At 57.2% G+C, this 26,792-nt stretch carries 21 protein-coding genes; 2 read left to right on the top strand and 19 right to left on the bottom strand.

The window, feature by feature from the left end:
- Positions 1 to 526 precede the first annotated feature (526 nt).
- The 11 genes from AC0L23_RS27640 to AC0L23_RS27590 form a co-directional block, all read right to left on the bottom strand.
- Positions 527 to 1,141 (bottom strand): transglutaminase-like cysteine peptidase, encoded by a 615-nt coding sequence (locus AC0L23_RS27640; RefSeq protein ID WP_247282860.1) that lies wholly within the window; start codon positions 1,139 to 1,141, stop codon positions 527 to 529.
- Between the two features lie 1,032 nt (positions 1,142 to 2,173).
- Positions 2,174 to 2,770, bottom strand: coding sequence for a 2OG-Fe(II) oxygenase family protein (locus AC0L23_RS27635; protein WP_473298005.1), 597 nt, complete (start codon positions 2,768 to 2,770; stop codon positions 2,174 to 2,176).
- A 99-nt stretch (positions 2,771 to 2,869) separates the two neighbouring features.
- Positions 2,870 to 4,183, bottom strand: a complete 1,314-nt coding sequence (locus tag AC0L23_RS27630) for an HlyD family type I secretion periplasmic adaptor subunit (protein ID WP_473298003.1) — start codon at positions 4,181 to 4,183, stop codon at positions 2,870 to 2,872.
- Complete coding sequence (locus AC0L23_RS27625; protein WP_473298001.1) at positions 4,180 to 6,114, bottom strand: type I secretion system permease/ATPase; 1,935 nt, start codon at positions 6,112 to 6,114, stop codon at positions 4,180 to 4,182. Before AC0L23_RS27625 ends, AC0L23_RS27630 begins: the two co-directional genes overlap by 4 nt.
- A gap of 93 nt (positions 6,115 to 6,207) precedes the next feature.
- Positions 6,208 to 8,634: an Ig-like domain-containing protein gene (locus tag AC0L23_RS27620; protein ID WP_473297999.1), complete on the bottom strand. Its 2,427-nt coding sequence runs from the start codon at positions 8,632 to 8,634 to the stop codon at positions 6,208 to 6,210.
- Between the two features lie 631 nt (positions 8,635 to 9,265).
- Positions 9,266 to 10,303, bottom strand: coding sequence for a glycosyltransferase family protein (locus tag AC0L23_RS27615; protein ID WP_473297996.1), 1,038 nt, complete (start codon positions 10,301 to 10,303; stop codon positions 9,266 to 9,268).
- A gap of 199 nt (positions 10,304 to 10,502) precedes the next feature.
- On the bottom strand, positions 10,503 to 11,228 hold the full coding sequence (locus AC0L23_RS27610) for a polysaccharide deacetylase family protein (protein WP_473297993.1): 726 nt from the start codon (positions 11,226 to 11,228) through the stop codon (positions 10,503 to 10,505).
- A complete protein-coding gene (locus AC0L23_RS27605) occupies positions 11,225 to 12,391 on the bottom strand; it encodes a glycosyltransferase family 4 protein (RefSeq protein WP_473297991.1) in 1,167 nt (388 codons plus the stop codon). Before AC0L23_RS27605 ends, AC0L23_RS27610 begins: the two co-directional genes overlap by 4 nt.
- Before the next feature lie 398 nt (positions 12,392 to 12,789).
- Positions 12,790 to 13,632: a glycosyltransferase family 32 protein gene (locus AC0L23_RS27600; RefSeq protein WP_473297989.1), complete on the bottom strand. Its 843-nt coding sequence runs from the start codon at positions 13,630 to 13,632 to the stop codon at positions 12,790 to 12,792.
- Positions 13,633 to 13,699: 67 nt separating this feature from the next.
- The gene (locus tag AC0L23_RS27595) at positions 13,700 to 15,163 is read right to left on the bottom strand and encodes an O-antigen ligase family protein (protein ID WP_473357555.1); all 1,464 of its coding nucleotides are present in this window, start codon (positions 15,161 to 15,163) and stop codon (positions 13,700 to 13,702) included.
- A gap of 97 nt (positions 15,164 to 15,260) precedes the next feature.
- A complete protein-coding gene (locus AC0L23_RS27590) occupies positions 15,261 to 16,268 on the bottom strand; it encodes a glycosyltransferase family 2 protein (protein ID WP_473297985.1) in 1,008 nt (335 codons plus the stop codon).
- A 491-nt stretch (positions 16,269 to 16,759) separates the two neighbouring features.
- On the opposite strand from AC0L23_RS27590, the gene AC0L23_RS27585 reads away from it, so the two are divergent.
- Complete coding sequence (locus tag AC0L23_RS27585) at positions 16,760 to 17,512, top strand: class I SAM-dependent methyltransferase (RefSeq protein ID WP_473297983.1); 753 nt, start codon at positions 16,760 to 16,762, stop codon at positions 17,510 to 17,512.
- Between the two features lie 126 nt (positions 17,513 to 17,638).
- Positions 17,639 to 18,532: a class I SAM-dependent methyltransferase gene (locus tag AC0L23_RS27580; protein ID WP_473297981.1), complete on the top strand. Its 894-nt coding sequence runs from the start codon at positions 17,639 to 17,641 to the stop codon at positions 18,530 to 18,532.
- A gap of 174 nt (positions 18,533 to 18,706) precedes the next feature.
- On the opposite strand, the gene AC0L23_RS27575 is transcribed toward AC0L23_RS27580, so the two are convergent.
- The 8 genes from AC0L23_RS27575 to AC0L23_RS27540 all read right to left on the bottom strand — a co-directional run bounded on the left by AC0L23_RS27575 (position 18,707) and on the right by AC0L23_RS27540 (position 26,768).
- A complete protein-coding gene (locus tag AC0L23_RS27575; RefSeq protein WP_473298017.1) occupies positions 18,707 to 19,612 on the bottom strand; it encodes a glycosyltransferase family 8 protein in 906 nt (301 codons plus the stop codon).
- An 80-nt stretch (positions 19,613 to 19,692) separates the two neighbouring features.
- Complete coding sequence (locus AC0L23_RS27570) at positions 19,693 to 20,673, bottom strand: glycosyltransferase family A protein (RefSeq protein WP_473297979.1); 981 nt, start codon at positions 20,671 to 20,673, stop codon at positions 19,693 to 19,695.
- Between the two features lie 17 nt (positions 20,674 to 20,690).
- A complete protein-coding gene (locus AC0L23_RS27565) occupies positions 20,691 to 21,833 on the bottom strand; it encodes a DegT/DnrJ/EryC1/StrS family aminotransferase (RefSeq protein ID WP_473357554.1) in 1,143 nt (380 codons plus the stop codon).
- Between the two features lie 450 nt (positions 21,834 to 22,283).
- On the bottom strand, positions 22,284 to 22,799 hold the full coding sequence (locus tag AC0L23_RS27560; RefSeq protein WP_473297973.1) for a UDP-N-acetylglucosamine--LPS N-acetylglucosamine transferase: 516 nt from the start codon (positions 22,797 to 22,799) through the stop codon (positions 22,284 to 22,286).
- Positions 22,800 to 22,985: 186 nt separating this feature from the next.
- On the bottom strand, positions 22,986 to 23,843 hold the full coding sequence (locus tag AC0L23_RS27555; RefSeq protein WP_473297971.1) for a glycosyltransferase: 858 nt from the start codon (positions 23,841 to 23,843) through the stop codon (positions 22,986 to 22,988).
- A gap of 152 nt (positions 23,844 to 23,995) precedes the next feature.
- Positions 23,996 to 25,021 carry an NAD-dependent epimerase/dehydratase family protein gene (locus tag AC0L23_RS27550; protein ID WP_473297969.1) on the bottom strand — a complete coding sequence of 342 codons (1,026 nt, stop codon included), beginning with the start codon at positions 25,019 to 25,021 and terminating at the stop codon, positions 23,996 to 23,998.
- Complete coding sequence (locus AC0L23_RS27545; RefSeq protein ID WP_473297967.1) at positions 24,994 to 26,172, bottom strand: DegT/DnrJ/EryC1/StrS family aminotransferase; 1,179 nt, start codon at positions 26,170 to 26,172, stop codon at positions 24,994 to 24,996. The genes AC0L23_RS27550 and AC0L23_RS27545 overlap by 28 nt, the downstream gene beginning before the upstream one ends.
- Positions 26,173 to 26,270: 98 nt before the next feature.
- Positions 26,271 to 26,768: an acyltransferase gene (locus AC0L23_RS27540; RefSeq protein WP_473297964.1), complete on the bottom strand. Its 498-nt coding sequence runs from the start codon at positions 26,766 to 26,768 to the stop codon at positions 26,271 to 26,273.
- Positions 26,769 to 26,792: the final 24 nt, after the last annotated feature.

Below are 26,792 nucleotides of genomic sequence, written 5' to 3'. Positions count from 1 at the left end.
ATGCCAGAGAACCAGCCGGCCAGAACGCCTCGCCGCTGGGCGAGATCAAATCGGAAAGGTGGGCGACATCGTCTCGGAATCCACGGGCGACTTCATATCGGTACCCCTGGGCGACTTCGTCGGAATCCGCAGACGCTAAGCGCCAGCTTATCTTCCTCATCCGCCCAGCGCATAACGAGTACATCATCCGAGAACGGCCGCCGCAGCACCTTGGCATCACCCCAAGACACGCGCACCCACACATCGCGCTCCTCATCCGTCGTCCGGATTGCCGGCATCGCCTTCGGATGGATCGCTCGACCACCCGCGTTGAGTATCGGAGTCCCCGGCAGTCTGCGGGACGAGTGTCGACGCGGTGCCACTTCATCTATCTGCTCCGCGAGAGCTTGAAGATGCGCTCGCCCGATCAAGCGAGCCAACGCGGCTCTCCTTTCATGAAGACCGGAAGACCGGCCAGCGCTGGCAGCCAGGTCGCGGCTGCAGCTGATCTCTGGAACAGCGCTCAGGCCTCCACAAAATCAGCCAGTCATGCACTTGGCCGACTAATCGTCGCCCATAGGCGATGATCGTTGGGTCTCTGCACGCGAACCCAGTGATAGGGCGTCCTGGACCACGGTTTGATCTGCGGCGTGAGATTGTCGAGGACGAGATCGCCGCTCCTGGTCCGCACGAGAAGCACCAAATGATGCTCTCCGGAACTAACGACGACCTCGCTCAATAGCAGGGCCCGCGCGGGCCAGCCCCGTTGCAGCAGTTCATGACGCTTGCTCACTACGTAGTCGTTGCAATCACCGCTATCGGGGTTAACGATCCACTCCTCACCTGCAAGGCCAAGTTCATTAGGCTGCGGAGCAATGGCGCGGTTCACGGCGCGATTGACTGCTTTCAGCTCCGCCCACCGTTCCTTCGTCAACCGGATCGGCCCGCCGCGGAAGGAGCGCCGCGGGCGACATTCGGCCTCATAGCGCAGGCAAAACACCGTGTAAGTGAGGGGCGGAAGCGTCGGGCGTCCCAACTCGATGTGCGCAAGAGCCGCTTGCGGCGCCGTCGGCACGGTCAACAATGCCGCACGCGCCCACTGAACGCCTCCGATCATGACAGCTATGGCTGCCGCGATGACTGGGCCCGAGGTTCGCTGCATCTGCCGATCCCTCTGCGCACGCCAAACTGAGGTCGGATCCACAGCCGGCGCGGCCGCCCCCCAACCGCGCCAAAATCATTATTCGGCGTCATTATATTTAACATAATTCCATTTAATTAGAACCGCAATAATAAATTAACGAATTAAATCGGCGCCGAAGATCGTTTGCAAGGGCTGCAGTGACGCCAGCGGTGCGCCTGCAAGGACGAATGCAAAGGATGAATGGGATGAGAAGCCTTGCGGCTCCGGTTGTTTTCGGTGGAAGGGCGCGGCAAGCGCCGCGCGGCGCAGACGTGGTTCGCTGATCCAGAGCCAGGGCAAGAACTCAACTGCCGATATAATTATAACTGTTGATTTAATTATTCACCGAGGCCAAACTGTCAAACAGTGATTCCTCGGGCAGGACAGATTTCATATGCCAGGTGAGCTACTCGTCATCCTGGGAGCTGAAGCTACGATACTTGTCTTCGTAGCGGCGATGACCCTGCACGCCAGGCGAATGGACGTACTGAACCGACGATCGTCCGAAAGATCCGCAGTCTCGCCCAGGCTTCTGCCACGGTCGATCCGTCGAAAGCAGCGCGATTTACTGCGGTTGATCAGGAGGTGGGTCGATCTCACCACGTTCGCCCCACTAAATCTCTTGCGGCGACCCGACATATTCAGAACGCTGGTGTCGACTCTGCAAAGCAGACGGCAGACTCCGATCCGGCTTGTGACGCGCACTCGTCGGCCCGGCCCGCCCGCTGCCGATGCGTCCGGCCGCCCAGCCGTGCCTTCAGAGGCTGGCCGCAACGCCGGCGCCCACGGATAGGCGCCGGCCTCGAATGCGCGCAGTCGAACGCTGTTATCTTCCGCGAGGACTCAGCGTTCCTTGAACACCGCCCCGCCTGATCATGCGGCGGCTTGAGAAAGTAGGACAGCGCAGGGCGACGTTGCATCTTGATGAAAACCTCGACCGGCAGGCCAGACAAAAGCTTGGCCGACCCGAGTTTCACCAGCTCACGTCCGCAAGCTCTGCGTCGCCCCTGTTCAGTTGAATTTCTTTTTCGTCTTGAACATCAATGTTATGCGCAGCAAGGGGCAAACTCTTGAGATTCCTCTTGCGGCGTGCGGAACATTCCCTTGGAAAAGCACTAACCGATTTGGACGTGGCAGAATTGCTGCGATGATGTCTGCCGGCGGCTGTTGCGTTAGGAAGATGGTCTCACCCGACCAATTAGGGTCCCAAGTTGGATTAGAATAAAAGACTGCCGTGTAATCACTGGGATCGGCTGAATCCAAATGAGCCGAACCTTCGCATCCGTATGGATAACCGTTTGCATAGCACCTCATCAGTGTGTGATCTTTGAAGATCGTTTCCTCCAAGAGGCTCCACATTTTCCAGATGACCGGAGCTTCGTTCAACAAGGCACCTGAACAATCTGACGTGTCAGCTTCGTCGTATCCCCCGGCAAAATGCTTGTACCAATAGCGATAACTGCCGGGTGCCTTGTATGACACTGCTCCGAATTTCCATGATGTATTTTGCAGATAGTCTTGAACGTCGGCCAACAATTGTTGTTCTAGGACATCATCATAAAGACGAATGACCGGGCTTTGTGAGTGTATGATGGGCTGCGATGTCACTTGTCGAATAGCTCCTTGATCGCGAGCTCGGTGCTCGTTGATACAAAGCCCCGAGTACTGGTGCACTCGGGGCTGTGTCATTTCGTGTCCGCCAAAGACTCAGCGCTCCTTGAATGCGCGCTCTGCCTGATCGTGCAGCGGCTTGAGCAGGTAGGATAGCGCGGTCCGACCTGCCGTCTTGATGAAGACCTCGACGGGCATGCCGGGCAACAGCTTGGCCGACCCGAGTTTCGCCAGCTCTTCCGGCTTCAGCAGGACACGGCCCGTGTAGTAACTGGTGCCGGCACGCTGATCCTGTGTAATGTCTGCCGAGACCATGCTGACCTCTCCGTCGATTTCGGGCGTGGTCTTCTGGTTGAACGCCGCGAAGCGCATAGTCGCGGTCTGCCCCATATAGACCTGGTCGATATCGCGCGGTGCGATCTTGACCTCGACCGCAAGCGAGTCCGCATCGGGCACGATCAGCATGATCTGCTCGCCTGGAGAGATCACACCTCCAACAGTGTGCACGCTCAGCTCGTGGACGCGGCCGGTTTGCGGTGCCCTGATATCGACCCGGTTCAATTGATCGACGGCCGCAGTCTTGCGCTCGCTCAGCTCGGAGAGCTTCGATCGCGTTTCGATCAGATCCTTGCCAACTTCCGTCCGCAGGTCCTGATCGATCTGAATGGTCTGGAGTCCGATTTCGGCGATCTTGCCTTTCGATTGAGCAATCATTCCTGCCAGCTGGCTGCGCTCGCCTTCGAGGCGGGCGGAATCACGCTCGAGAGAATTGAGCCGCGTGATCGGCACCAGATTTTTTTGCCAGAGACTGCGCACGCCCTCCAGCTCCTGCCGGATAAATTCGACCTCCTTCTGCTTGGCCTCGGTCTGCCCCGTAAGGCCTTTGATCTCGTTTTCCAGCTGCGCGCTTTTCTCCTGCAACTGCGCTTTTTGGCCGCCCCGCGCCTGACGACGCAGCTCAAAGAGCTTTCGCTCCGCAGTGATCGCACGGCTCGCCTCGGAGTTGCTCTCCTTGGCCCGGTCGAGCAGCACCTTGGGAAAGACAGCGTGCTCGGCGCCATCGCGCTCGGCCTCCAGACGAGCCTGCCGCGCGAACAGCTCATCGAGGCTGTTGGTGACGATGGTGGCATTCGCGAGCGTCTGCGTCTCGTCGAGGCGGATCAAAATATCCCCTGCATTGACCCGCGCGCCCTCCCGCACGCGCAACTCTCCCACGATCCCACCAGTGGAGTGCTGAACCTTCTTGACGCTGGAATCCACCACGACCACGCCTTGGGCGATCACCGCGCCCGACAATTGGGTGGTTGTCGCCCAGCCGCCGACCCCAAAGGTTACCAAACCAAACATGAGCATACCGACGATCATGTAACGCTGGATGGATTGCATCGCCGGCGTCACCTGGCCATTCATCGGCCACCTCCTTGAGCTTCCGCGACGACCTTGAGCGGTGTGGGATTTCGCAACACTCTCTTGAGGACCTCCTCTCTCTTGCCGAAGGACTGCACCTTGCCTTCCCCGAGGCACAAGACATGGTCCACGCCTTCCAACGCCTTCGGTCGATGCGCAACAACGGCGACAATTCCGCCCCGACGGCGCACGTTCAAGATCGCCTCGGTCAAGGCGTCCTCGCCCTCGGCATCGAGATTGGAAGAGGGCTCATCAAGTACCACCAGGAAGGGCTTGCCGTAAAAGGCGCGCGCGAGCCCGATACGCTGCCGCTGTCCCGCCGACAGCGCCAGCCCTCCCTCGCCAATCTTCGTGCTGTAGCCGTCCGGAAGGGAGAGGATGAGGTCGTGCGCGCCCGCGGCATGCGAGGCTTCCAGAACAGCAGCGGCCGTTGCATCCGGGTCGAACCGCGCAATGTTCATTGCGATGCTGCCATCGAACAATTCGACGTCCTGAGGCAGATAACCGATGTGCTTGCCGAGGGCGTCCGAAGACCAGTGATCGAGCGCGGCGTTGTCGAGCCGGATCCTGCCTCGAATGCACGGCCACACCCCGACCAGTGCACGTGCCAATGTCGACTTGCCGGATCCGCTCGGACCAATGATTCCAACCGCCTGCCCGCTCCGAAGCTGGAACGACACTTCGCTGAGAGTGGGCCTCTCCGAGTTCGGGGCGCCAATATAGAGGTGCTCGGCGGTGAGGGTTTCAACAGGTGCAGGCAATGCCAACCGCTCCTCCTCGTTGGGCAGAAGCTTCAGCAAGCGATCGAGCCGTTGCCCGGATTGCCGCGCGGCGACGAATCCCTTCCAGTTCGCAATGGCCATTTCGACGGGCGCGAGGGCTCGCGCAGTGAGTATCGATCCTGCAATGATGATGCCGGCCGTCGATTCCTGGTTGATGACGAGGACGGCGCCAACGGCGAGAACCAGCGATTGCAAGATCGCCCGGAAGATCTTGGAGGCGCCACCGAGTCCGTTTGCGACATCGCTGGCCCGCTCATGGGCCGCGAGGTACTTCGCGTTGACATCCCGCCAACGGAAAGCCGCTTGTTGCCGCATGCCCATGGCCTGCAGAACCTCGGCATTTCGCCGCCCCTCGAGCGCAAGGGCAGTTCGCGAAACGGCTAGGCGCGAGGACGCCTTTGCCGGCCCTCGGGTGCGTGATTCCGTGAGCATCGTAATCCCGACCAGCGCCAACGCCCCGGCCAGCGCAGTGACGCCAATCCAGAAGTGAAAGAGGAAGCAGACGCCGAGATAGATCGGCATCCAGGGCAGATCAAAGAGCGCCGTCGGCCCTCCGCTCGAAAGGAAGCTGCGGACCTGATCAAGGTCCCGCACCGGCTGCAAGCCATCGCCATCGGCCCTGGTCTTGAGAGGAAGGCGAACAAGCGCGTCGAATATCCGAACGCCGAGCCTTTCATCGAAATACCGGCCGACCCGGGCACTGATCCTGTTCCTGACGAGGTCCAGCCCACCCTGAAACAGGTAAAGCACCGTCGCCAGAACCATCAAGGCTATCAGCGTCGGTATGCTGCGCCCGGGGAGCACCCGATCATAGACTTGCAGCATGAAAAACGAGCCGGTGAGCATGAGGAGATTGCTCATCCCGCTGAAGGCCGCGAGAGCCCAGAAAATCCGGCGGCAAGACCGCAGGAAAGCCGACATCTCTGACTGCGACTCGTCATAGTCCTCCGCCGGCCCGGGTCGACCAGCGAATATCCGTTGCCGCAGGGCTTCGACCGAGCGCTTTGCCCAGCCGATCAGTTGCGGCGTCCGCAGTTCGGCGTCTTCCGCCCACTGCCGTCCGACCGCCCAGAGCTCTGATAGGTAAAGAAGTGGAATTCGATAGAGATTCGCGGGCGGGGGGAATGCCCCCCGCCGTCCAAAGTCAATCATGGTAGCCGCCCTTGAACCATGCCCTTGTCTGAAGATCCCCCAAGAGATCCCCAAGGCAGTTGTTGAGTACTACTCGGTGTGGATGCCCGTCCCTTACGCGAAGTGGAAGTCCTGGCTAGTCAACGAACCGACCTTCATGTTCTTCAGCGTGAGCGTGTCGCCCCCCGTCGCCGCGATGACGACGTCCTGGCCCGATTGGGTCGCATGGGAAAGAACACTCGCAAAGCTGTCGAACACGCTCTTGCTGAACTCGATCGTGTCGTGAGCAGGTCCGCTGGCAGCGAAGTCCTTGATGACATCGTTGCCGAAATTCGCGGCAAACGAGAAAGTGTCGGCCTTGCTGGTGCCAACCAAGACGTCATTGCCTGAAGTGCTCGTCTGTACGTTGCTGCTTGTCGAGTTCGAAGTCGCAGCGAGCTGAGTGGTGCTCGTGGACGACGTAGCTACGCTGGAAGCACCGATCTGACCGTCACCGTTGAGATCCTGATGGAAGCTCGTCTCAAGCGATTTAAGGCCAGGGTCCGTACCCGTCACGAAGCCGCTCGACGTGGAGCCGGTCAGTGTGCTGACATGGGATACGTAGTTGCCGTTGTTGTCGGTGTTCCAGGCCGTGTAATAACCCCCGCCCTCCTTCCAGACAACCTGATAGCCCGTCGCCGTCTTCTCCGCACCAATCGGTGCCCAAGTGCCATCTGACCCGTCCACAAAATCCACGCCGTGATTCTTCAGCGAGGGCCCCGATCCGCTGCTGCCGTTGAGGTAATATTTGCCGTTGCTCTCAACGAGGCTTGTCGCACCATCCGACTCGATTTGCTTACCAGTAGTTGGCGACGTCGGTGTGGTTGGGGACGTCGGTGTGGAAGCACCGGAAGTACCGATCTGCCCGTCGCCGTTGAGATCCTGATGGAAGCTCGTCTCGAGCGATTTGAGGCCAGAGTCCGTACCCGACACGAAGCCGCCCGACGTGGAGCCGGTCAGGGTGCTGACATGGGATACGTAGTTGCCGTTGTTGTCGGTGTTCCAGGCCGTGAACAGACCGGCGCCCTCCTTCCAGACAACCTGATAGCCCGTCGCCGTCTTCTCCGCGGCAATCGGTGCCCAAGTGCCATCTGACCCGTCTACAAAATCCACACCCTTGTTCTTCAGCGTGGGGCCCGATCCGCTGCTGCCGTTGAGGTAATATTTGCCGTTGCTGCTCTCAACGAGAGTTGTCGCGCCATTCGACTCGATTTGCTTACCAGCAGTTGGCGACGTCGGTGCGGTTGGGGACGTCGGTGCGGATGGGGACGTCGAGGTGCCGGTGCTGGCCGTGATCACGGTGGACGCCGCGCTGGTGTTGCCTGCCGCATCCGTTGCCTTCGCGGTGAGGCTGTGCGAACCGGCCGCAAGGCCGCTGGTGGTATAGTTCCACACGCCACTGCTGTTGGCGGTTGCGGTCCCGACCTGGGTCGTGCCGTCGAACACCTTTACGACGCTGCTCGCTTCTGCACTGCCCGACATCACCACCTGATTGGCGCTGTTCACCGTATTGCTAGCAATGGTCGGCGCAGTCGGCGCTTTGGTATCGACGGTGACTGCCAACGCAGACGACGCCGCGCTGACCTGCCCCGACGCGCTGGTCGTCGTTGCGGTGAGCGTATGCTTTGCGTCAGTCAGGACCTTTGTGATGTAGTCCCAACTGCCGCTTGAGTTCGCAGTCGTTGAACCGATTTGGGTCGCACCGTCGTAGATCTTGACCGTGCTGCCGGCAGCAGCGGCACCCTTGAGCTCGATGGTATTGTCGTTGGTGATCTTGTCGCCAGCCGTGCCGCTGTCGGTCGAGAACGAAGCGATAGTGGGTGCATCCGGTACGGTGGGCGTGGTGGGCGCGGAGGGCGCAGTCCCCCCTTCAACCGGCCATGGGGGTGGAATAAGATCACCCGGAACGAGTTGACCATTCACGATTGTTGCGGAGCGTACGTTTTCCCACTGAGTGATGTGTATGGGCGAATTGGTTTCCTGAAAGACAAACGGCGCCGCCCCAAATGGTCCTACAAAATACACGTCTTTCATTGAGACGTAGATGTCATCCGCATCCGAGGCAATACGCAGGCCATACGGACCACCTTCGAACATCACATTATCGAAATTGAACGTTCCGCTATAACTATCTGCAATGAACATCCCAGCGGTCGCAGAAGTCTCGTGGGACACAATTGCTGAGTTTGTGATTGTCACATTGCCAGTGCTGCCGGGAGCATAGGCCTGAATACCATCGGCGTGGTCGGCCCCCTGTCCCGTCGTTTCAATGTACGAATTGTTGATGGTTATATCTCCGCTCCCCCCAATGCGTACGCCTTCCCTTGCGTCAATGCGGATGTGGTCGAGGTTGAACGAGCCAAAGCCTCCAACGACCGCATCGCCGCTGAAATCGGTAATACTTGCGTTCGAAAGCGTCCCGCCATCAGCAATGGCACCCCCACTCGAATTCGTAACGCCGCTAAACATCGGGTCGTCCCAGCTCAGAGGAATGGTCGCCATCTAGTTTTTCTCCTGGTAGCTTCAATTAGATTTGTTCTGGCACGCGCCCATTTCGATTTCCCCGAGCGACGATACCCCAAGTGCGACCCTGCTGGCGCAGCGCCGTTGGAACCGTCTTCTCGGTGGGCGGAGGCTTTTTTGCGACGACACGGCGGCTCACCCAAGGTAATTTCTCAGCTACCCTGGCCAAAGTCGCATCGCACAAATTTAAATGCGGCGTTAATTCCTTAGTCCGATCAAGCACTCGTGCACCGCGTTGAAAGAGTCACACGGAGAACGAACGAAGATATACGCAAGTATGCTTGGATCGAAGGTGCGTCGTCACCGCCAGATGACAGCTCGCCAGGAGTGGCCGTCGACGCCTCTACAGCAGAAAATAAATTAAATATTCGATGGTCAAGATTATCTGCCGTCAGATACGTCCGCTGAGGGCTCGTCCGGCTGGAAGAATATGTGTCGCCACGACCATTTCATCTGCGGACAATCAAGAGCATAACTGTCGTTGATTTTCAGTTCGATGGCTGCTGGGCGATATTAGACCGACAATCGCCATGCCGGCGGAGCCCTCCGCCATCTCAGCGAGTTCAAATCTGGTGGCCAATGATGAGATGCTGACTGGGATCGTCGCAGATCAATCGAGCTGTTGCGGTGCGGGCGCGGCATCCGGCCGCCCTGTCTTGCCTTTGGCGCCGTCGAGCAAACCCACGAAAGCGACTCTTCCGGCCGACAAGGAGCCTTTGATCATGTATCGCACTACGAACAACAGTCCGACTCCGAAATGGCAGATCCAGCGCCATCCCGCGAAGCGCCGAGCATAGACAATGCCGTTGCGGGCAGACAAATAGATCGAGAGATGCGAGCGCTTCTCGGGGGCAACGGCCGAGCCGATGGTCGTTCCTCCAATGTGGCGAATGATAGCTTTGCTCGCGAAGCCGATGCGGTGCCTTCCCCGCCGCCGTCCCCAATCCAGATCTTCCATATAGAGGAAGTAGTCCTCAGCCATGAGACCGACGTCTTCGACGAACGCTCGCGTTGCCAGAACACACGCTCCGCTTACCGCATCGATCCGGCCAAGGTCTTCGGCGGAGGGGGCACTACCAATTGGCGCATTCCTTCCTATAGCAACAACACGGCCTGTCATTTGCGACCAATGCAGTCCGTAGTTGATGATCTTTTCGGGGGTATTGTGAAAGACCAGGCTTCCGCCCACCATGCCGAATCCCTCAGCAGACTTGGCAATCAACTCAGACAGGCCGCGGCTATCCACTTCGGTATCGGGATTCAGGACAAGCACCGAACCCCAGCCGGGGACGCCAAGCAATGGCTCGAGCCACGCGTTGACGCCGCCGCCGTAACCGAGGTTCTCAATTGCGAGCCCAACTCGGACAGCATTCGTGCGATCCTTAAATCGGCATTTCGCCACTGCGGCGAATCGTTTCTGTGGCTGGTCAAGAGTATCCGACGCATCCGAAGTTCTCTGCAACGTTCGGTCCGGTCCCACGAGCGCAGCCAGCAATCTCCGGTAGGCCGCTTCCCCGCCATTTTCGCAAATGAAGACCTCAAACCGATCCCAATCCGAACGAGCAAGCGATTTCAAGCAGCGATCGACGTCATCGGCATTGCAGTATGAGACGATGATGACGGCAAGGTTGACGCTAGCAATCGACATAGCCCAGACACCTTCTCATTTGCCCTCGACGATGACGAGCGACCGTCGGGAACGTAAACGCCTGCGCAGCTTCGAATGCGGCGTCCGACAGACGCCGCGCCAGAGAAGAAGCCGAGATCCACCAACGTCGATCCCGGTCGCGAGGGGCGCCGGCGAATGATCAGGATGGCTGCGCATTTTGCAATCCGCCGCCAAAGCGCTATCGATACCGCCAGCGCATCAGCTGACGATAGAGCCCGAGCTTTGTGCTGATCCTCCAGGCAAAGCCGCGCATCTCATCCGGATCAAGCAAGTGCTGGCGAATGTACTCCGCATCCATGTTGTTCGTCAGGCAAAGGCGGGAATAGAGGAAGGGTTCGAATCCGCGATGATGCCCAAGCTGGATTGTAAAGAGGTGTGTGTAGCCAGCCCTCAGCGCCGCCTCCCAGACCCGCCGGGAGAACCGCCCGTATGGGAAAGCGAAAAGAGTAACCTCTTGTCCGAGGCGATCCTCGAGCATCGATTTCGACACCCTAAGCTCGCGCTCGAGTTTTGCATCCGAGACAGTCGTCAAATCGACGTGGGCCATGCCATGTGAGCCGATCGCAACGCCGCCCCGGCCGAGCTCCTCAATCATCTCCCAGCTCATACGTCCCGGCGAGCCTACAAAGTCGACCGGGATAAAAGACATGAAACCTGGAATACGACCGGTCGTCATGTAACGGGCATAGATATGCGTGTAGTCCGAAAGAAATCCATCGTCGAAGGTTAACAGGACCGCACCGGTACGGCTGGGTATCGGATCGGAGCAATGCTTCAGAAAACTCTGAGGCGAGACCAGCCCTTCCTCGCAAAGCGCAAGATGCGCTTCGAACATTTCATGCGTTAGGCACCACGCACTCGAAGGCGAGGCTTCCACCAGCTCATGATAATTCAGGACAATCATAGAGTTTGAATCAGATCTGAGACGCGCCGGGCCCAAGCCTGCCAGTTCAATCGAGCCTCGAAGGCGTCCCGGCTCGATTGTCTCAGGCGTGCCAGCCGGTCCTTGTTAGCAAAGGTCTGGGAGATCACCGTCGCATAGTCCGCCTTCGTCGCATTGGGCGGTAACAAGATTCCCGTCTCCTCGTCGCGGATAGCGCAGGAGACGCCACCGGTGGCCGGCGCAATGCTCGGTACGGCATGGGCCGCCGCTTCGCAAAAAACAATGCCGTAGCAATCTGCCCGGGTCGGCAACAGAAAGAAATCCGCGTCGCGATAGAGTTGATCCAGCCGGCTGCGCTGTTCACGATCATTCTTGTCCAGGTACGGGATGATCGTCAGGCCATCCTGGGTGACTGGCGTGGGCGGAGTGCATCCGCAGATCACGAGCTCCGCCTCTACGCCCCTGTCCCTTAGTTCAGCGAGAGTCCCAACCGCGATGTCCGCGCCCTTCTCCTCCCAGTTGGCACCGATGAACAAGAGCCGGCACGGACCCGGCTTGCGGCACGCAAGCACAGAGTCACGATTGGGTGTTTCTTCGAGGTTGGCACCCCACGGAATGACATGTACCCGCCCACGGTCGGCACCGTAATCTCTAACAGCAGATTTGGCGGCCCATTCCGACGGGTAGAGGACAAGATCCGCACGTGCGATGGTGTTGCGTTCCAGGCGTTCAGCAATCTCCCGAGCATTGCGCGACAAGTTCCGATAGTTAGGATGGTAATTGTCGACAAGCCGAAAGGTCGCATCGGACGCATAGACGAGGGGAACGCCCGCAGGCACTGCCCAGGCGAAGTTGGAGCCGGCGGGCGCGAAGACGAAGTCGGGTGAGACCGCGCAGATTTTGCGTGCTGCGTCCGCTGCATACTGTGCAACGACAGGCCCCGCATGAAATGGGGAGAGGCTCTGCCTGCGAAAGGCACGGCAAAGTCTGGAATACGTCTTGTAAAGAGGTAAGATCGGTGCGCTCAGGGGACCGATATGGACCACCTCGTGACCTTCGTTTGCGAGCGATTTCGCCATGTGAAATGGCGTGCCGGACCAGAACCTGACCTCGCTTGCGTCGCCGATCGTGGCGAAAGCAATCCGCCGCGCTGTTTGGCCGCCGGAGAGGGAGCGCTGATTCATCTTATTCCCTCGCACGGCGCAACCGGCTTACAAAAACCTACGATAAGATCAGCCACCTCGGTAACGTGACCGCCCTGCCCTGCTCCGACAAACACAGCCGGCTCCTCAGAATTCAACATCGTATCGCAACCCCGCCATAGCGCTGGGGCCTCCATATTAATTACCAGAGATTGTAATTATTATCCAGTTTATTTAATTCTGGCTGCAGTCGGCGCGAAGATCCGCGGCGCGAGGCATCGTTATAAGATCGCGAATTTGGGCGCTCCGCGCATGAAACAATACCCTGTTGTCGCGGGTGCAAGGTTTGCACTCATTGACCAATGAACTTTCATCCAGGAGCTGTAGAGCTTAGGGGTCCGAGCCCCTAGGGCTCAGTGGAGCAACGGCCGGATCGTGCGCTACGCCGGGGGCTTTAAAAGAAACTGGCGATAGACATTGCGCGCCTGAGAATAGATATGATGCGCTGGAATGGAAAGCCATCCATCCATCGAGACTATGGGATCTGATAGTAACCCGTAATGCTTACCGAAAAGATGAGAGGGATCGCTGCATATGTTGTATTGCAATGACAGCTCCGTCTCGTTTGCGACCATGCGGTAACTGTTGCTGCCCATCAGCGGCTCGATGGCCAGCATATACGCTATGGGGCCCGTTGTTCTCCAGACGCCCTTGTTTCCCACGCCATGCACCCACGATCGGTAATTTTGGATATTTGTCAAAACCCGCTCGATCACCGCCTTTAGAAACGGATGACCGGGAGCGGCTATGATATGCCACTGTTGAAATTCGCGTTCCCGGTTAGCCCCAAACTCTTTGTGCACGCCCCAGCCCGCGTGCGGCTCGCCAGGGCTATTCCGCCAACGTGACAGAATGAACCTGTCGTCTGATCGAATGGCTCCGTCGAGAGGCTCGACCGTTGTGCTTTTGATATCAAGATAGACCCCACCGCGCTTGTACATGAGGAGATAGCGGAAGAGATCAGCTCGCGCCGCTCCGTACTGCGGATTGATCTTATAGAACAGGCTCGCAATTTCTGGGCCGTAATGCTCGACGATGAACGTAGCAATCGCTTGTTCGTCGTATAGTCTGTGTTCCCAGCCGGGATTCATTGTTTTGATGGCTTGTATATTCCTTGCCAAGACGATCGGTAACGGATTTTTCGAGAAATATATTTGATGAATAACGCGGGGGATCTGAGGCCCCAGATCAAACGTCGGAACTTGAATATTTTGGATCGTCATGATCGACATCCCAGGTTCAGACTGACGCAGCGCGAGAAATCACGACGATCGCTATGGTTGGCGGCGCCTAGATTCCAGAGCGATCACCCGAGAACAACGGAGCTCCTCTGCGTGGAACGCGCTCACCGCCCTGCAGTAAAACGCCTCCGGTAATCGAATCATATCCCGTTTCCGCGGCTCTATCGCGCAGCACCGCGGTTTCCGCGAGGTTCGCCCGCATTCCGGCAAAGACAGCGATAAGGATGAAACAGATGCCCCAAAAGTGAACCATGAACCCCAGAAAAACGATGGTTATTATGACAATTCCGAGCGCCACCGATAGCCGTCCTTCCTCGGGAGTAAGGTGACGCGATCTATCGATCGAACCAAGCCAGCATGCGCCCACAATTGTCAAAAGGATTAATGCGCTCCCAGGAATTCCGTAATTCATTGCGGCGGCAAGCCAAAAAGCATCCACGCTCCCGCTCACAAGCGCGCCGTGAGACTGCCAATTCCAGTCGCCGTTCAAACCAATTCCGAAGATCGGCGAACCGAGTACTACAGGCCCCCCGGTCTCCCAGATCGCTTGACGGTACCAGGCCGCCTCCGGACTTACTCCGCCAAGGCGTACAAGCGTTACGACGGGGTTGCCAGAGAAAGTGAAAACGGTAAGGAGAACAGCAGTCACAGCCAGTCCGACCAACTTCCATCTGGTTGTAAAGCGAGGGGTTGCAGCATAAAAAATCGCGAGAGCAAATCCGATCACATAGGCTAGCAATGGACTCCGCGCCTGCGAAGCCAAGACACCTACCAGCGCGATCCCTGCAACACCCCAGCCCAACACCTGGGGCCTAAACGTAGTGAGGGCCAAGTGTCCAAACCACACACAAACGGCACCGAATAATATCGAATGCTCCATTGGACCCATGGCACGAATGACCCCGTCCCTAAACAAGGTCTCCGACTTCAACGCGAATGCACCTTCATAACTGGGTTTCACATAACCAGTAATTCCTTTGACCAAGTCATAGGTGAACAGTCTATCAGTCAGAGAGTCGAGAAGCGCGATACCGACAATCAGAATAATCAACTTGCAAGAGAAGCGTACGATTCGCACGGAACTATCGACCGCCGGACCGAGAAGATACCGGAAACTCAAATATGCGCCGGTGAATGAAATTGCCTCGATCCCGGCTCCTTTAAGACCCGTGGAACCATCCGTTACGGTGGCAGCCAACATCATCCAGACGCCTGCAGCCGGAGCTAAAATATCCGATGGAACGCAGACTACAGCTCGCGGGTTGCGCTGGGAGAGCCGCGATATCGCTGCGATGGAGAACACAAAAATCAGAACTCGAGCGACGGTGAGGCGAAAGTCACCGACGAAGAAAGATAGACCCTCGGGCAAAAAAATTGTGACCAATAAAAGTTTGAGATATAGTTCGGGACGTGAGGGCGAGCCGCCTGTAACACGCCTAACTACACTCTGCTGGCGATCCTGCAGATAGGTACGTTGAAAATCCGAATCCAATTCAAAGCTTTTGCGGCTCAAAGCGAATACCTCGAATGCCGAAGACGTTGCGCCAACAAGAAGCAGCGCTCAAAATTGAGCCGCCGCATCAAAACGACCGTTCCGCCGAAGAGGCGCTTCATTTCGTCGTCTCCAAAGGAATCGCCAAGAAGTCACGACGTAGGCGGCTCGTTACGCCGGGTGGAATCAGCGCATAAGCAAGCGCCTTGTAATAGTGTGGATCCGCGGGATGCAAAGAAGCACATTGCCACCCCGTCCTTAGCGCCGACACACGATGGTTTGACCGACGCAAATCCAGCACGCTCCTGATGAAATGGGCGGCAATATTGTTATCCAGCAAGCTATTGCGGGACCTGTGGCCTCTATCCTCGCATTCTGGCTCGAACCGTAAACCTCGCCGCTCGCAGGCCCGCCTGAAGGCCTCAGATTCAAATCGTTTGCGCCACGCTGGCGCACGTCGGGTAAGTGAATTGGGAAGAATGCGGTACGCGTAAAGGCACTCACCCAATACAATCATCGGATGCTCTTCGCCAATTCTCAATATGTAATCGTAAGTCTCGGCGACCTGCAATGAAGGCTCGAACCGCAAATGGCCGATCAATGACATCCGAAACATTCCTGTGGGATCAAGGGCAGGCATTCGAAAGGCTCGGATCTCAGAGTGGCAGTCGTCCTCTCCTTTCGGTGCAAACACGGGGGCCATGGCTCTTCCGTCAATGATAAGCTCGTTACCGCAGAATACGGCGGCCAAATGCAGCCCGTTGAGCAGCGCACGAACCTGTCTTTCAATTCTCGTTGGATAGCTGATGTCATCCGCGTCTTGAATTGCGTAGTACTCGCCGCGGATCTGATCGAGCGCTCGATTGATCGCCACGGGCTTGCTTGCGTTCGCTTGATGGATCACGCGAACACGCTCGTCTGCCAGCAAATCTTGAACTGAGTCGAAGCAGCCGTCAGTGCTTCCGTCGTCGATAATGAGGATATCTAAATTGGTATACGTCTGATCAATTATGCTCAACAACGAAGGCCGCAAATATTCCCCTGCGTTGTAAACGCACATCACGACCGTGACGAGGGGACCTTCAGCTCCCCCTTCAGCATTGGGCCGACGTGCTTGGGACGTCATGAAACGCTCCTGGTCAGCCGAGGCCAGTGCATTGGCTTCGACAGGCTAGCATGTCCCGCAAAAGTCCGGCTGTGGACCGCGAGACGGTGATTGACATAACCTCGCACACAGGCTCCGACCGGGATTTAATAAACCGACGTTAATATTCCGACTGACCGCAATTAAATCACATTAATCGATCAAAGAAAACAGGCCTGCGCCGCCACGATCCAATTAACTCCCCGAGCCGATTGAGGGGGCATCGGGCGGCGAGGTGCCGGAACTTGGCAGCTTTGCTGCCCGCCTCCCCTCCCATCCGAGCCGTCACCTCCAGGACATTAGCTGTTCACGCTCCGGTTCCGCTGGAATCTGCCGCCCGGCCCCGTAGAAATGCGCATGGACCCGACAACACGAGATTCGACGCCGGGGTTAATATTCCGATTAATTCGTGCTATATTGAGGTCGCTCGCAGTAATTAGTTAACGCGCGCGATTAAATATGGAGATAATGTGATGACCACGGTTTCCTCGCGAACTTTAGAGATCGCGCACGATTGGAAGAGCACAGATTATTACGATAAAGCGGAAGCGGATGCCTGGACCGACCCGTTTTGGAAGCCGGGGACGCCATTCCGGCGTTTGTTCGAGAGATTGGATACGACGTCAACCGTCGAACTCGCGTGCGGGCACGGTCGGCATTCCGCTCGTTTTTTGAGCACGAAACGCGACCAGACCACGCTTCGATCGCTCGTCCTGATGGACGTCGTTGAGGAGAATGTGCGGCATTGCAAGAGAAGATTCTCGGATGTTCCTGAAGTAAGCGCGCATACCAATAGCGGCTACGATTTCCATCCCGTAGAGGACGGGTCCGTCTCCGCGATATTCTGTTTTGATGCGATGGTGCATTTTGAATATGATGCGGTTTTTTCATACCTACAGGATGCTTCCCGTATCCTGCGACAAGGCGGCCGCGCACTGTTCCATCATTCAAACTTAGACACATATCCAGGCTCGGATTACAGAAACAATCCCCATTGGCGCAATTTTATGAGCAGAAATCTGTTTGCCCACGCTGCGAGTAGATCTGGTTTGCGTGTGCTCGAGCAAGTTACCATAGATTGGGACGAAGCCCGGAATTTGGACTGTCTGACCCTTGTCGAGAAGGCTTCAGATGGCTCGCCGGGCATAGAAAAACCGAGAGCGCGCAGCGGAAGCAGCCGGCTTACTCGCCTCGCGGACAGAGTTAGGTTCATCTTTCTAAAATAGAAAACGACTGGCGGGTTTGGTTGACGAACCCGGCCTTCTTACACCCGTTCCGGCTTTTCCGATGCTGGCTAAGCCGGATTGATACTCTGCTATGGCTAGGTACTTGAGATGATTTGTAAAGCTTGCTTGTCAGACGGCGAACATCCTCGCCACGTATTTGTTGAGATGATGTTTGGCACAAGAGAGCGGTTTGAATACCAGGAATGTATTGATTGTGGGACGATTCAGCGCCTGTCGGAAATAACAGACGAGAGTCATTTTTACCCCAGTGGCTATTATTCGTTCGCCACGCCCCCGCGAAATTCGCGGCTTACCGCAATCAGGGATGCGCATGCATTTGGCATGAAAAGCGTATTGGGAGCCGTGGCTTCCCTTGTGAGGTACGATCCCATCGTAGGGGTCATCGGAGATTTTGGAATTGATCCTGGCTCTCGAGTGCTCGACGTTGGCTGCGGCTCTGCGAGGCTCCTTCATAGAATGTCTGCGGCAGGCTTCAGGAATCTTACCGGAGTAGACCCTTATATTTCCAAACCAGCATCAGGCGCCGTGACGATTCACAAATCGGAACTTCAAAGTATGTCCGGCGAGTTTGATTTCATTATGTTCAACCACTCGTTAGAACATGTCCCTGATCCGGACCAAAGTCTTGCCAATGCAAGAAAGCTACTTGCGCCAGGTGGTCGCATCCTGGTTCGCATCCCGACGTCGTCCTCGCATGCATGGATCGAGTACGGCCCGAATTGGGTCCAACTGGATGCACCGCGCCACATTGTAATTCCCTCTCGCAAGGGAATGAACGCATTAGCAAAGCGCTGCGGCCTGTCTGTTAAACAATCGATTGACGATTCTACTGCGTTTCAGTTCTGGGGCAGCGAAATGTACAGAAAGTCCAAGCCGCTCACATCTGGGCCAAGCGATTTATTTAGCGGGCACGAGTTGAGAAGGTTTGCCAAACAAGCGGCGAAGTTAAATCTCGAACAACAGGGAGATCAGGTAGCTTTCCTCTTGACCGCTGCTTAGATGGCCCGAGTCGGCGGCCCCACACACACGTTCAGGGCGAGCATCGACTTCAAAGGTCCAACTAGTCGGTTCCGCCCGGAACGCGGCCTCACCAGAGCATTTTTTAGTCAGCCAACATCGCGATCGAATGGTTAAAGAGGACACCGTTCGATCATTTGAGGTACTCCGATCAATCTAGGGATCGACCACCCCTTCCGAGCGAGTTGATTTGCCTCGTCTCCCGTCCTGGAAGCTTTTAATGCGGGACCAACCGATACGCAGGGTGCTTTCCATTTTGTCCATAGAGTTACGCGCGAACCGCGTGCGGCTTCGAAACGAGTCGTACAACGCGGCATTAGCGTTTGGAATACCAGGTCTCCAAGGTTTGTTCCAGGTCGTGAAGTGAACTATGCTGGGTTTGTACTCGCCTGCCAATTCAGAGACGTCAAGTTCGGTGTTGTAAGCTAGATAATTCCATCGGGAAGCGAGCCCTTTCCAAAGGCCATCGCACGCAACATTCAGTGCGTCTTGATCCGAGTAGGGCGATCCAGGATAGCGCTTGAGATAATCTAACGCCGTTTCGGAGATTTTCGCCTCTCGCCATTGGTGGAGGTCTATCAGAAGTACGCCCGCGTTAAAGTAATCTTGCACGCGAGGTACCGATACGCGAACAGTTTGATTTTTCAGCTGAGAATCGAGACCGTCCAGAACCGCGCCAAGAACTTTTCCCTCGAGATCTGTTGCCCAGAGCGGCTGCAAGTCATCAAGAACGAGGAGATCGGAGTCTAGATACAACACCCTGGAGACAGTGTTCGGAAAGATGCGGGGGATAAGGAACCGAGCGTAGGTGACTTTTGAAATGTACCTAATGGTCGAGAAATCCCGAAACATTTCCAGGTCCACTTCGATCCATCGGATCGACGCAGAACCATGGGGGAGAGAGTCGAATATTCTCTTTCGAATACGCTCGGAAACACCGTCGACAAGTACATGAAACTCGAACGGTTCGCCGCGTCTATCCGTTTCCACAATTGACCGCAGGGTCGTTGCAAGTGGCATAGCATACCGCCGGTCACAAGCGAGGACGATCGGGCATCGCATCTGGTTTGATTCCATAATGACCTAGATGGTTCCTAAAAACGAAATGATGTTTATCGACCTCACGCGCCGAAAGGTATCCATCACTCCGATAGCTTGCCCGGCGTTCTTCTGATCACGGACAACGCCCATCGACGGCCATCCTTGCCCGGAAACTTCAGCACTCGCCAAATTGGAGGAAAGTATCGCAACCGGCGATCCATCGTCATGGCTTCGCGTAAGTGGCAAAGGCCGTCGCTAAGGCGCCCACGTCGCAGCAATCCGATCCCGCTGCGAAACATTTGGTGGGCCAATGTATGGCGCGCCAGGGCACGTAAACTCCGCGAATTTGGAACGCGATCCTCGCATTGATCGAAAAAGCTGTCGAACGCGAGCAAGCACTGCCGATAATCTAGTATTCTCTTGGCAAAGTAGGCGTTGGACATCGCCGACGAATGCTTGCGATAGATTGCCTGCACCGCATTAATCTGGGCAACTGTGCCGTGCGCAGCGAAACGTAGCCACATCTCCATATCGCCTGCGTGAGGAAGCGACGTGCGATAGCCGCCGATCGCCTTCTGCGTCCGTGTCCGCGCAATCGCGGTCGCAGAGGGAACGTCATTTCTGGCTGTGGCGCACATCTCCGTTATCAGATCTTGCCGTGTCCAAGAATGGTTCTCGTCCGCAGGTAATTTAGGCAACGGTAAATCGTCAAACCAGAGGATGCATTCTCCATATGTAAGAACAACGTCGGAGTTTGCGTCCAGGATCTCCGTTGCCCGCTGGAGGGCTCCGGGAACCAGCAAATCATCAGCGGACAAGAGCAAGAAGTATTCGGATGATGCCCACGCGATTCCTTCATTGAACGTATTGATGTGACCGTGATTGCGCGAATGCGCTCTCACCGTCACCCTCGGGTCGCTTTGCTCCAATTTCCTTGCGACTGACACCGAATCATCCGAGGAGCAGTCGTCGATGATAAGTACGCGCAAATCCGAAACGGATTGGCTGAGAATGCTCGACACGCAAGCCTCAAGGAAGCGCCCATAATTGTAACAGGGGACAACAATATCGACCTTCGCCATTCCCGTTATCCTGAGTATCAAGCTATTCGGATATGATGCAGCAGGGCATCGATGACTCGATTGATATCCTCCTGGCTCATTTGCGCGTAAATCGGCAGCAGTATCGATCGATCCTGCGCGAGTTCGGATTGACGGAGATCATGGCGCCGCTTCCCATTGGCGTAAGCGGGTTCGCGGTGCGAGCACATGATCCCCCGTCGTGTCGCGATTCCCTTATCGAGCAGGCCTTGCATCACGGTGCGCTGGTCGAGGTGGTCAGGCAGACGCACGCAATAGCTCTGCCAATTGGACCTGGTCCACTCGGGCTCCTGCGGCACGCGCAGACCCTCGAAATTGGAGAGTAGCTCGGTGTATCTGGCAGCGATGGCGCGGCGGCGCGCCACCAGTTGCGGAAGGCGTTCGAGCTGTTTGCGACCGATCGCCGCTTGTATGTCGGTCATGCGGTAATTGTACCCGACGACCAGATAATCCTCGAAGATTACTTGAGGCGAACCATGCCGCACCGTGTCAGGGACGCTCATGCCATGTTGGCGCAACAGTCTGAACCTGCGATGGAGCTCCGGATCCGCGGTGGTCAGCATCCCGCCCTCTCCAGTTGTGATCACTTTCCGAGGGTGAAAAGAGAAGCAGGCAATGCGGCCATGCGGTTTTCCAATCGACTCCCATTGCCCATTCATGCAGATTTTACTGCCGGCAGCACACGCCGCATCCTCAATCAGGACAATGCCATAGCGGTCAGTTATCGCGGCAAGCGCTGCAAGATCGCAAGGCATGCCCATTTGGTGGACGGCGATGATCGCGCGCGTTCGCGGGGTTATTGCTTCCACCAGACGGGCGGGATCGACGTTGTAGGTTAACGGATCGATGTCTACAAAAACGGGTGTCGCGCCTTGAAACCGGACCGAATTGGCCGTTGCGATGAAGGAATGACTCGGTGTGATCACCTCGTCACCGGGTCCGATGTCCAGCGCCGCCAGCGCGAGCTGCAGGGCTGTGGTACAATTTGATACAGCGCATGCGAATGGTGCGCCGACAAGGGTGGCGAATTCTTGCTCGAAGGCGGCGACTTGCGGACCTTGCGACACCCAGCCCGATAGAACGGCTGCGCGCGCGGCATCAGCTTCTTCATCGGCGAGGAGCGGCAGTGCGATCGGAATCATGACGCAACCGCCTCTCGCGGGCTGACCGCAACGTGCTCGCGTTCTACGCGCCGCCACTTAACGAATTGCGCCGGGGCCTGCTCAAGCGCACTGCTGGCCGCCTGGACTTTCAGCAGGCGCTCCGCGTCCATTACATGCGCGCCGGCGTGAGTTTCTTTCATTTCCACTTCCTTTAGCGAGGTCCGTTGTCTATGAACTACGTTGTACGCGCGGCGCCACGCTGCGGTTAGGCTCAGATTTGAAGGCGCGCGCCGCGGATATCTGCGTCTCTGCCACCCCACATTGCTCGCTTCCGCCCACAACAACAGTTTCTATCCGACAAACCAATGCGTGCGGTCTCGATAAAGGCGTGCGATGCTTGTGTGCCGATTCGCTCAGCCCCGCTGGCCCACTCATCAACCGTGTGGATGAAGCGCTCAAGATATCCCGGCGTTCCGACCGTCGCGAAGCTCATAGCACCGCGCCTGTGTAGTAAGGTCCATCGGGTCGCGCGAGATGAGGCCACTGCGTTAGCCAGAGGTCGGCGCAATGGCCAATTCGGTCTCCCGACATCGAAAGCTGCTCGACGTTTGCGATACTGTCGAGCCAGATGGTGCGCGCACCCATCATTTGTCCGATCCGCAGCGCCAAATATCCCGGAGCGGCACCCGTCGAGACTACGATGTCCGGCTTTTCATTCCAAACGATCCACGCGATTCTGCGCGCTGCTTTCAACAGTGCGATCTTGGTCCAGCGGTTAGCATCGTTGACGAGGTAGAACTTGTGGTCGGGCACCTGCGTGCGATAAGATTTATGGATGGTGACGAACGTAACATCGCAATGCTCGAAAGCGGGTTTGATCCGCAACAGCTGCACCCAATGGCCCCCACCCGAGGAGACTGCCAGCACTTTTGGCCGTACGTTGCGTGACCGCTCCGTATTGGGGTTCAGCACCGTGTTGTGGTGAAAGACCGGGCTCCGAAGCATTGGCTGGCCTCCCTAAGATGCTGCAAGATTCGCGAGCTCCCCCTGAACGAGCGGATCGAAAGCCTCGAATTGCTTGCATTTATTATTAAATTACTATTTAAATTAACAGGCAGCTATTTAAAATCAAGCATTTTATATGCGCGACCCGTTCGATTTTCCTATCACGCGCCCAACCGAACTGGCGCCTCATTTGATCGAATCCGGCAGCGCCACCCGCGAAGTCTCGTCTCGTTGCCAGAGATGATCTCCACGTCGGCCGCCTGTGGTAGCGTTACATCGAGCAGCAATGTTGACCCAACAATAGATCAACAAGCCGAGCCACAAGCGAGGTTCTTTGAACAGTGTGAGGAGTGTAGTGTTATTGGCCGGTCCCTTGTTTGCGCGCAGCTCGGGAAAGCGCCGGGCGAGCTCGAATGTTCCCCTATAGGCCCGTGTTCTGACGGTGACGAGCTGCAGCAGAGTGCGTGGGGCGAACACCGTGGACCTCACGCAGGCCAGAGTCTCCCGCTCTTCCCGTCTGAACTGAAGTCTGACATAGGTGTCATCAGCAGTGATGTCTGGAAATTGGCCGAACCGCCTGCGTCCAGCCTCCGACAAGGCGTACACGCCTGAACCGCCGATTCCCTCGCGCGAGGACGGCAGCCGTGACCGAATTCCGAAGTATTTGCGAACCAGCCAGGAACAGCCTGCCAGATTGATCTCTGCCGTAGGCGCCACCGCCAAAACGTCACCTTCATTCAGGCGTCTTGCCAAAGCTAGAATGGCATCAACGGTAATAACGATATCGGCGTCAGCATAAATCCGCGGAAAGACGTTCGCGACTTGATCACCAAGATTCAGAGCGTGGGTCTTCCTTGCGGTGTCCGACTCCACAACCTTGATGGTCAGGCCGAAACGCCGGGCGATATTCGCGGTGTCGTCCGTACAGCCGTTGCAAACGACGACCACGCGCAGCTCGTCCGAACCTGGCTTGCCGACCCATTGGCTCAACGTCCGCGCAATCACGGAACTCTCGTTGTGGGCTGGGACGACGATCGAAATCATGGCTGGCCCGGTGGAATGGATCAGACTTCCGTGCCTCTCTGAGGCTGCCGCGGGGTCCGTCAGTCTCAGCGCGAACCCCTTCTAAGCTGCCATGGGCGGCACCAACGAAATCTATCCGGACGGTCCGGCCGCGCGTTCCGCCTCGGCCTCAATCACGATGCCGCCGCCTGTCGCTGGCGGTCCGAAGCGAGATCGCGCTCGGATCGCCACCATTTCACGAGATCGGCGAGCCCCTGCTCAAGCGAGACCGTGGTGCGGAAACCCAGCAAACGCTCTGCCTTGCCCGTCGATGCCAGCCGTCGCGGCACCGGATTGACCGAGCGCTCCGGCGCGAATTCGGGTGTCAAGCCGCGGTGTCCCATCACGGACGCAAGCACAGTCGCCAGCTCGGTCAGACTGGTTTCAGTGCCGCTCCCGACGTTAAAAACCTCATCAGTAATCTTGGCCCTGGCCGCAAGGATATTGGCACGCGCGATGTCGCGGACATGGACGAAATCCATGGTCTGGCGGCCGTCACCAAAAATAATCGGAGGCAATCCGGCTTCCAGGCGCTCCATCCAACGGATCAAGACCTCGGTGTAACGTCCGTGGATATCCATTCGGCTGCCGTAGACGTTGAAATATCGGAATGCCACATAGTCGAGGCCGCTTACATCGTTGAAGGCCCGCAGGAGCCCTTCGTTAAACGCCTTGGCAGCCCCATAGAGAGTTCGGTTGTTGTACGGATTCTGCCGCTCGGTCGTCGGAAACTCCTCGGCCATGCCATATACGGACGCCGACGACGCTGCGATGATCTTCTCGATATCGTGCTTGATGCACAACTCCAACAGGTCATAGGTGGCATCCACCATGACCTCCTTGGCAAGGCGTGGTTCGGCCGCACAATGAGTGATGCGGAGTGCGGCCTGGTGGAAGACCATATCGGCAGCCTTGACCAACGCTTCCATCAGCTTGCGATCTCGGATGTCGCCGTGAACCAATCTCACCGGCCCACGCCCGAGCGCGCGCCGGAGATTTTCCGGCCGGCCTCTTATCATGTTGTCGATGGCAACAATCTCGATGCAGCCCTCATCGCAGAGCAGATCAACGATGTGGGAACCAATGAAACCTGCGCCGCCGGTGACCAGAACGCGTTTTCCCTTGAGATCGATCAAGACGCCCTCCTGCTGTGGGACCATGTCATGACATGTTGTGGATGCTCCGCTCGATTGCTGACGGCTTCGCTGGGCTGCAGCGCCGCCGCGTTCCTCAATGTGGAGACAACTTCAACAGCCTGTTCCGGCAGCAACTCCGGATAAATGGGAAGAGAGAGGAAGTCGTTGGCCAGCATCTCAGTGACGGGGAGATCACCGGCACGATAACCGAGGTCCGCATAGGCCGTCTGCAGATGCACGGGAACGGGATAGTGGATCCCGGCGCCGATGCCGGCGTCACGCAACAGCGTCAGCCCCTCATCGCGGCACGGCAATCTGAGCGCATAGACGTGGTACACGTGACGGGCGTGGTGGGGAGGCTGGGGACGCGCGAATGGCAGATCAGACAGCAGTGCATTGTATCGCGCGGCGAGCGACCGACGCGCTTCCGTCCAGCGCTCGATGTAGTCCAGCTTGACGTTCAGTATCGCACTCTGAATTTCGTCCATGCGATAGTTGTATCCGGGAATGACGTGATTGTATTTCGTCTCCTGTCCCCAATCCCGCAGCAGTGACACGCGGCGTGCCAATTCAGGTCGATCGGTTACGACGGCCCCACCCTCGCCAAAAGCTCCAAGATTCTTGCCGGGGTAAAAGCTGAAGCATCCCAGATCGCCAATCGAGCCTGCGCGACGTCCGCGGTATTCCGCGCCATGCGCCTGCGCGGCGTCCTCGATGACGACCAGACCGTGACGACGCGCGATCTCCATGATGGGATCCATGTCGGCCATCAGCCCGTGGAGATGGACCGGCAGGATCGCTTTGGTTCGTGGTGTTATCGCAGCTTCGATCGAGCCGGGATGCATCGTCCATGTTACCGGGTCAACGTCGACAAACACGGGCCTGGCGCCGCTGTAGAGAATGGCTGCGGTTGTCGCAACGAACGTCATGGACACCGTGATGACTTCGTCGCCGGGTCCGATGCCGGCCGCCAACAAGGCAAGGTGAAGCGCCGAAGTTCCGCTGTTCACCGCGCGGCAATGGGCGGCCCGGCAATACTCCGCAAAGCGTTCCTCGAAGGCAGCCACCTCTGGGCCGAGCACAAAGTGACCGCTGCCCACGACTCTCGCGACCGCGGCGTCGATCTCCGGCTTGATCTGGCTATATTGGGCTTTCAGTTCCAGGAAGGGTATCAAGATTCAACACCTTGGATTGGAGCAACATTATATAGACAAATTAACTAGACATATTACATTAAATCAAGCATTAAATTAGACACCTTACACCTCTCGATTTAAACTGGTTTATCGCTCAGAACGGTGTTCTCAGCTCCGAACAGAAGCCGAGCGGGCACTCCGGCGACGATGGCGCCGGGCGGAACGTCCTTCGTCACCACCGCACCCGCGCCTACGGAGGCACCCGCACCGATTGTCACACCGCACAGAATGGTCGCGTTCGATCCGATGGAAGCTCCCCTACCGACATGAGTGCGCTGCAGTGTCCAGTCTGACGCTTGCTGAGGACGACCATCCGCGGTCGTTGCCTTCGGGAATTTATCGTTCGTGAACATCACACCATGACCAACAAACACTTCATCCTCGATTGTGACGCCCTCGCAGATGAAGCTGTGCGACGATATCTTGCAACGCGCGCCTATCTTTGCCCCCTCCTGGACTTCGACGAAGGTTCCGATTTTGCTCTCGTCACCAACCGTGCAACCATACAGGTTGACTAGATCGGGATGAAAAATCCTGACGTCCCTACCGAGCTTTACGTCGTTCGTAATGGGCATCTCCGCCTCCAAGAATCGCAAGGC

The organism is Bradyrhizobium sp. MI1.4 (assembly GCF_055811315.1).
The sequence above is the reverse complement of the archived record's forward strand: the minus strand, read 5'-3'. Positions and strand labels throughout refer to the sequence as shown.

What these genes read in the sequence shown, in the direction of transcription:
- AC0L23_RS27555 (WP_473297971.1), bottom strand. Translation starts at nt 23,843, where the DNA reads ATGATTTCGATCGTCGTCCCAGCCCACAACGAGAGTTCCGTGATTGCG.
- AC0L23_RS27620 (WP_473297999.1), bottom strand. Translation starts at nt 8,634, where the DNA reads ATGGCGACCATTCCTCTGAGCTGGGACGACCCGATGTTTAGCGGCGTT.
- AC0L23_RS27600 (WP_473297989.1), bottom strand. Translation starts at nt 13,632, where the DNA reads ATGACGATCCAAAATATTCAAGTTCCGACGTTTGATCTGGGGCCTCAG.
- AC0L23_RS27550 (WP_473297969.1), bottom strand. Translation starts at nt 25,021, where the DNA reads ATGGTCCCACAGCAGGAGGGCGTCTTGATCGATCTCAAGGGAAAACGC.
- AC0L23_RS27585 (WP_473297983.1), top strand. Translation starts at nt 16,760, where the DNA reads ATGACCACGGTTTCCTCGCGAACTTTAGAGATCGCGCACGATTGGAAG.
- AC0L23_RS27590 (WP_473297985.1), bottom strand. Translation starts at nt 16,268, where the DNA reads ATGACGTCCCAAGCACGTCGGCCCAATGCTGAAGGGGGAGCTGAAGGT.
- AC0L23_RS27570 (WP_473297979.1), bottom strand. Translation starts at nt 20,673, where the DNA reads ATGGCGAAGGTCGATATTGTTGTCCCCTGTTACAATTATGGGCGCTTC.
- AC0L23_RS27630 (WP_473298003.1), bottom strand. Translation starts at nt 4,183, where the DNA reads ATGAATGGCCAGGTGACGCCGGCGATGCAATCCATCCAGCGTTACATG.
- AC0L23_RS27540 (WP_473297964.1), bottom strand. Translation starts at nt 26,768, where the DNA reads ATGCCCATTACGAACGACGTAAAGCTCGGTAGGGACGTCAGGATTTTT.
- AC0L23_RS27625 (WP_473298001.1), bottom strand. Translation starts at nt 6,114, where the DNA reads ATGATTGACTTTGGACGGCGGGGGGCATTCCCCCCGCCCGCGAATCTC.
- AC0L23_RS27640 (WP_247282860.1), bottom strand. Translation starts at nt 1,141, where the DNA reads ATGCAGCGAACCTCGGGCCCAGTCATCGCGGCAGCCATAGCTGTCATG.
- AC0L23_RS27565 (WP_473357554.1), bottom strand. Translation starts at nt 21,833, where the DNA reads ATGATTCCGATCGCACTGCCGCTCCTCGCCGATGAAGAAGCTGATGCC.
- AC0L23_RS27615 (WP_473297996.1), bottom strand. Translation starts at nt 10,303, where the DNA reads ATGTCGATTGCTAGCGTCAACCTTGCCGTCATCATCGTCTCATACTGC.
- AC0L23_RS27560 (WP_473297973.1), bottom strand. Translation starts at nt 22,799, where the DNA reads ATGCTTCGGAGCCCGGTCTTTCACCACAACACGGTGCTGAACCCCAAT.
- AC0L23_RS27605 (WP_473297991.1), bottom strand. Translation starts at nt 12,391, where the DNA reads ATGAATCAGCGCTCCCTCTCCGGCGGCCAAACAGCGCGGCGGATTGCT.
- AC0L23_RS27575 (WP_473298017.1), bottom strand. Translation starts at nt 19,612, where the DNA reads ATGCGATGCCCGATCGTCCTCGCTTGTGACCGGCGGTATGCTATGCCA.
- AC0L23_RS27610 (WP_473297993.1), bottom strand. Translation starts at nt 11,228, where the DNA reads ATGATTGTCCTGAATTATCATGAGCTGGTGGAAGCCTCGCCTTCGAGT.